Origin of the sequence: Bradyrhizobium jicamae, from assembly GCF_001440395.1 — a bacterium.
GTDB classification, from domain to species: Bacteria; Pseudomonadota; Alphaproteobacteria; order Rhizobiales; family Xanthobacteraceae; genus Bradyrhizobium; species Bradyrhizobium jicamae.
The window spans coordinates 1-6,220 of record NZ_LLXZ01000007.1; the positions used below are offsets into that span (position 1 = coordinate 1).

The 6,220-nt window shown below is 58.8% G+C and carries 4 protein-coding genes; 2 read left to right on the forward strand and 2 right to left on the reverse strand.

What is annotated here, in order from left to right; genetic code table 11:
• Nucleotides 1-223: 223 nt before the first annotated feature.
• Together CQ12_RS45850 and CQ12_RS01695 are read right to left on the reverse strand one after the other, a co-directional pair.
• The gene (locus CQ12_RS45850) at nucleotides 224-403 is read right to left on the reverse strand and encodes a hypothetical protein (protein ID WP_057833639.1); all 180 of its coding nucleotides are present in this window, start codon (nucleotides 401-403) and stop codon (nucleotides 224-226) included.
• A 30-nt stretch (nucleotides 404-433) separates the two neighbouring features.
• Nucleotides 434-745, reverse strand: a complete 312-nt coding sequence (locus tag CQ12_RS01695; protein WP_057833640.1) for a nuclear transport factor 2 family protein — start codon at nucleotides 743-745, stop codon at nucleotides 434-436.
• Between the two features lie 1,188 nt (nucleotides 746-1,933).
• Between CQ12_RS01695 and CQ12_RS01705 the strand changes: the two genes are divergently transcribed.
• Both CQ12_RS01705 and CQ12_RS01710 read left to right on the forward strand, forming a co-directional pair.
• Nucleotides 1,934-2,278: a response regulator gene (locus CQ12_RS01705; RefSeq protein ID WP_057833642.1), complete on the forward strand. Its 345-nt coding sequence runs from the start codon at nucleotides 1,934-1,936 to the stop codon at nucleotides 2,276-2,278.
• A 239-nt stretch (nucleotides 2,279-2,517) separates the two neighbouring features.
• Nucleotides 2,518-4,977, forward strand: coding sequence for a spermidine synthase family protein (locus tag CQ12_RS01710; protein WP_245309684.1), 2,460 nt, complete (start codon nucleotides 2,518-2,520; stop codon nucleotides 4,975-4,977).
• Nucleotides 4,978-6,220: the final 1,243 nt, after the last annotated feature.

Genomic DNA, 6,220 nt, shown 5'->3' on the forward strand with positions numbered 1-6,220 from the left:
CCCCTGCGCCCGACAGGGGCGACAATCCCGAACTCGGCCAGATAGGCGCGCTGCTGTTCATTGTCGCTTCCCGACATCGCCCCGAGGTCCGTTTTTGATGCTGTGGACGGCTCCTCCATCCGGCACAGCGGTCACGAGGCCCAACATGCGGTTCGTGCCGACCAAGACGGTGTCGCCAGTTGCGCAAAACGCTCAATCGCGCTCGCGACGGTTGCAAGTTGCATTATCCCTTCTTGCCGCTCGCCAGCATCGCCCTTTCCACCTCGGACGCCAGCAACGACAAGTGCGCCGCCAGCCGGTCGAATAGCTCCCGCTTCTTTGGATCGGTCGCCAAGTCTCGGATTAGCTCGCACTCTGCCGCGTCCCTGCGTAGCTTCTCCAACTGTGCTAACATATCCTGCATTGAGCCGCCCTTAGTCGCCAATGTCGCTGGTCAATCAGGACCACAAGAGCAATAAGTGATCAGGCCATCCTCTGCAATGTTTAGCAGTGCCTCGACGATCATCCCGCTGCTGGTTCGGTAGGTGACCAGCACATCCTCACCGGCTACCTGCAAATCTACTAGTTCGAGCAAGGGACTTTCAATGAACCGGTGCCGCCAATAGGCCGCAAGACCTTCCTGACCGTAGATGGCGTTGCTAGCTGCACAAGTGCAGTCGATCAGAGCGTCCGGGCTGTGCATCCCAACCATCTGATTGATGCGGCGAGCGCGGTAAGCGTCTAGCCAGTGTACCGCGACGGCCATCGGGTCACAGGGCGTCATTGTCCCATACCTACTTGCCATTGGTCAGCCGAGATAGAACGGCCTGCGTGAATATTATCTGAATGTCATGTAGGGAAATAGCCGCCCAATCGCGCCTTAACCATCGTTGGCGGTACGAGTGGCAGCAAGCAATCAGCATGGAAGCGGCCTGGATCGCCGATCGGCAAGAAGGGTCCGGGCAAAGCAAATCCGAAGTACAAGCGCCGCTCGCGTCAGTCGTGGAGCGAAGCAGTTGCGCTCGCTTGCTAAAGCCAACACGCCAACCGGCGTGATTAGCCCGAAGATGGAGCGCCGGGTTCGCCGAATCGATTCCGATATCTCTGGTCCGGGACAAGAACCGGCTATTGAGATCGTCTAGGGCTGCTGCAGCCAGAACAGCGCAATGACAACAATAGCGACCGGGAGCATACCCGTCACCACCACCGCCAAGATGAAAAGCCATTCCCGCACCACCAGCAGACCGTACACTGATCGCCGGTTTGCGCGACTGCCAAGTTATCCCGGCAGCTATGCGATCTCCCGTCCGGCTCTTCTAGACTGTCAGCGCGAAGCGCACTCGCAGGGCATAACCCGCTCAGCATTGACAGTCCAGCTCCTTTGTCCACGCCCGCGTGGGATGGTTCTCGCACACCCACCCGATACCGAAACAGACCTTGCAGTCAGGGTCGATCATGAGACGAGTTTGATGGGCTGGCGTCGGTACGCATCGATTGCGTAGTTGGAAAGAACGAGCCTGCGCCGTTCTCCGCACCTGGACCGTTCGATGATTTCATCGAGCAAGAAGTTGGCAGACCAGTTCGGCTCCCTGAGTTCACCCGTTCTCTCAAGGACACTCCAGGCAATCGCGAAGGACTGCTCTATTAGGTCAGTGTCGGTCATGCGGGTAGAGCGGCTCCGCAATCGCTGTGTTCCTAGAGACGGGCACGCCTGTCGATTACGAAAGCACAAACTAGGACGACGAAAAACCCGACACGAATGTCGGGCTGATCGCAAATATACTTCTAGGATCGATAATGCGGAGAGCAGACCAGCATCCGCTCGCGCCGTCTGTGCACAAAGTAACAGAGGAACGAAATGCTTGGACCGGCACATCTCGGGAGACTGATGAACCAAAGTCCCTCCTTCCGATTGACATGATTGGAGGTGGGATTGACATGATCGGAGGTGCGCATGTCGAACTTCGTGACCCTGTTGGTGGAGGACGATGCGTTTCAGCGTGAGGTACTGGCCGACGTGCTAAAAGATGAGGGGTTCGAGGTGATCGAATGCACGACCGCCGAATCTGCTGAACTGATCATCGCGTCAACTGGAGCCGGATTGCAGGCGCTCATTACTGACCACAACCTAGCGGGCAAGATGTCAGGGACCGAACTCGCCCACTATGCCCGCAGCCGACACCCGCATCTGAATATTGTCATCATTTCCGGTACGTCCGTGAACCCTATGCCGGTCGGTACGGCATTCTTGCAAAAGCCTTTTTCTCCCGAGCGGCTGCTCGATATGGTTCGTGAGTAACAAAAGCGTGGGGCCTCGCTCCGTAGATCGCGAGCTCCTCTGACGGTATAATGCTTATGGTATAGATGGTGTTGCGTCTGTCAGTGGAACTCACTCCTAGCCGCCCGCTACCATCGGTAGCCTGAATATGAACTTATTCTGTGCGAGCGTATCAACGAGTTAGCAGGACGTTATCCGGCGATCGCGTGTAACGCGAATGGAAAGCGCACCCAATAAGCCCCCACCAAAAGGGCCGCGTATTGCAATCCGTATCCAAGATTCCTGGTCGCTATTATCTGGCAATCTTTGTGCTGGCGTTCGCGACGCTTTCCTACCAGATCCTGATAACGCGCTTCTTCAGCGTTATGCTCCATTATCATTTCGCGTTCGCGGCCATTTCACTTGCCATGCTCGGGCTCACCCGCGGAGCGATGCAGGTCTACGGCAAGCCGGCCCGTTATGCCGCCGAGCGGGTCGGAATCGAATTCGCGCGCCACGCGTCATGGTTCGCACTCAGCAGCGTTGGCGCAATGATCGTTTTCCTGTGCGTGCCGCTCGTCGTATCCGCAGACAATGTGCCCCTCGCTCTGGCGCTGGCGACTATCGCCTTCGTGGCTCCGTTCACGGAAGGTGGGGTTTGCATCACGCTGTTGCTCACGCGCCTGCCCTATCACGGCGGGTGGCTCTATGCGGCCGATCTCCTGGGCGCCGCAACTGGATGTCTCGGAGTGATCTTCATACTGCTGGTGATTGACCCCGTAAGCGCCACGTTATGGATCGGAGCCTCTGCGGCCGGCGTTGGCTGGATCGTCGTGCGAACCAACGACGACGTCCGTAGTGTGCGTTTGAGCGGGGCTGTCGCGCTAGCGCTGGCCGTCGCGGCCACCATGCACTCCGGCCTGGACCTGACCGGTCGAAGCCACCTCGGTGTATTCTGGGCCAAGGGCGCTGAGCAGACCGGCACGCTGTTCGAACGCTGGAATACGTATTCGCGGGTAAGGGTCCGCGAATTGGCCGAGAAGGTCCCGATTGGCTGGGGTCTGGTCCGCACTCCTGATGCCCGGGTCGACCAACTCCATCTCGACATCGATGCCGATGCAGGTACGGTCATCACCAAGTATGATGGTGACATCGGAAAGCTCGCCTACCTGAAGGATGATGTCATCAACGCAGCCTACCTCGTGCAGCCGGCGGCCGACGTCGCTGTCGTTGGTGTCGGCGGCGGTCGTGACATCCTTTCCGGTCTGCTCTTCGGCGCCAGCCGGATTCGCGCAATTGAGATCAACCCGGCGATCTTCGAAGTGCTCACCGAAAAATTCGCCGATTTCTCTGGCCATCTCGATCGACAGCCCGGCGTATCCTTGGTCAATGCCGAAGCGCGAAGCTATATCAACCACTCGTCGGAGCGGTACGACCTGGTGCAGATTTCGCTCATCGACACCTGGGCGGCGACCGTGGCCGGTGGCCTGACGCTCACCGAAAATCGTCTCTATACCGTTGAGGCGTGGGATGATTTTTACCGGGCGCTCAAGCCTGGCGGGCTGTTGTCGGTATCACGCTGGTACGGTGCCGAGAAGCACCGTGGCGAGCTATACCGGCTGATTGCGATTGCCGCGAGCGCGCTGCAGCGCAAGGGAGTTTCGGCCGGTGAACTGCGGCATCACGTCGTCGCAGCCAACGTCGGCAACATCGTGACAGTGATTACCCGGCCTGACGCGTTCAGCGGCGCAGAATGGCAAGGCGCGCGCGAGAGACTTCAGGCTCAGGGCTTCAAGATATTGTTGGGGCCGGACTTCACCTTCGATGCCGTTACCGCGACATTGCTTTCCGACAAGGCAGACCAGGCTTTCTTCGATTCGCTGCCGGAAAACATCGCTGCTTCGACGGACGACAATCCGTTCTTCTTCTATACTTCACGCTTCAGCGATTTCGTGAGCATCCATAGTTGGGACATCATGAGCAACAATGTCGCGATCGGTATCACCGGCTTGCTCATCATCGTAGCGCTCTGCGCTTGCGGATATTACATCGTGCTGCCCTTCCTCCGTCTTGCGACGCGGATGCCGATGGCGACACTGACGCCGCCCGTGGCCTATTTCAGCGCAATCGGGATGGGCTTCATGCTGATCGAGATATCGCAGATGCAGCGCCTGATGGTCTTTCTCGGACATCCCGTTTACGGGCTAAGCGTCGTGCTATTCACAATTCTTCTCTTTAGCGGGATTGGCAGCGCCACGGTCGGTGCGGACACCTCTTCCCGATCACGCGTCACCGTCTTCAGGATTGCCGCCCTCCTCACCACGCTCGTGGTGGCAGGGCTGCTGACGCCGCTGGTCGCCACGTGGGGGCGGGCACTGCCAACCGACATGCGTATTCTGGCGTCTGTCCTGCTGTTGGCTCCTCCTGCATTCTGCATGGGGATGATGTTTCCGCTCGGTCTCGGTGTCTGGCGCCGTCATCATGAACTGCTGCCGTTCTTCTGGAGCGCCAACGGAATTACGTCGATGTTCGCCTCGGTGCTGGGTGTGGCGTTGTCGATCCAGTTCGGCATCGCCAGGACCTATGCGTTGGGGGTGTGCTCTTATGCGGTCTGCGCCATCGTGATCATTGCAAGCCGCTGGGTGCAGTCGATCGACATGTCCGCCGAAAAGGGCCCCGGTAGCTCCGAGACTAGTATCGCAGGAAAGGAAGGCGCCACGATTCGGCGGCCACATCAGTGAAGGGAAGTCCGAATCTTCGACCAGACAAGACGGCAGTGGGAATGGCGGTCGTGCCCCACTGCAGGTACCAATGGTGATGGCAAGCGCGACGGGCGGCGCAGGACGGCAATGGGTCATTCGCGTCGATTTAGCCGCGTCCCGCTCGCGTCAGCGGTCATCGAATTTGCGCCGTTTGCTCTCTCCCTGTCGGAACCAGCGCTTTCGTCAAGCGTTGGATCGCTCGGTTGATCGAGTGGTTTCTCGCACCATCCCGTGCCGACAGTGACGAGTGCCGATAACGACCAAAGCCAAGGGTGACAGGCGTCCGACGGGACCGAAGTCTCGACGGCCAAGGGTCCGAAGGCCAGGGTCCAAACGGCCAGTGCAAAGCGAGGATCAACCCTGCGGCAGCAGCCAGTCTGTCCGCAGCTAACTGGCAAGAAACAAGGCAAAGCCGGCAGGCTTTGGGGACCATCGGTCGCTCCGGTGGTCCTTTTTCATTTGGGCGCAAAATCCGTACGGACGACGGCTCTTATCTCGATGGCGCATTGGCAGTAGTCGTTCAAAGAAATTAGACGACGAGCCTGCGCTGTGGCCACTCTGGGGCAAACAACGTTAGGTCAGCAGAACTGCATTTTCCGAATCAGCGAAGTGCTGTTTCCTTCTGATGGGGGCTCGTGTGGGATTGTCATGCAATTCAACCGCGTCAGCGGTCCCGTCGAGGACCTGCATATGTGGAGTGCGACAAGCAACGGCTTCTCCTTCGTGATCAGCTTTGAAACCCGCAGCGGTCCCGGCCTCCGCGGACGCCATGGTTACTTGGCATCTTGGCGCCCGATCCACCAAAGCCGATGCGCCATAAGGGTCGGCGGCTCCCCCTTTAAGACGCTTGTCGAGGCCGAGATCGCTTGCACCGCCATGCTCGCGCACCTGATCCGCCCAGGCTGATCAAAAGCTCTATCGCTATTCAACGCGTCATATCGCGCGTTCGCGGGTGACGTGGTAGCGCTTCGGCTCTGCGTGGACCGCATCTACCCGCCGAGCAAAAATCGACCTATCCCCGTCGTTGCTCTGACGAGCGATCCGGTCGGCCACGGCATGACTGGGAGGATTCGTTCGACATCAAAGGTGGTCCACTCGCTCGGGCTTATTGCAGCGGAGTCAACGCAGCCGCTATGGCGTCCACACGCTGGCCTGCATCCACTGCAGAGCCACGTACCCTGTCCGCATCAGCATAGAAGTGATCGAAGACAAATAGCCAGGG

Bases quoted from the DNA above. Each gene is read 5' to 3' on its own strand.
- CQ12_RS45850 (WP_057833639.1), bottom strand. From the start codon at position 403: ATGCAGGATATGTTAGCACAGTTGGAGAAGCTACGCAGGGACGCGGCA.
- CQ12_RS01695 (WP_057833640.1), bottom strand. From the start codon at position 745: ATGGCCGTCGCGGTACACTGGCTAGACGCTTACCGCGCTCGCCGCATC.
- CQ12_RS01705 (WP_057833642.1), top strand. From the start codon at position 1,934: ATGTCGAACTTCGTGACCCTGTTGGTGGAGGACGATGCGTTTCAGCGT.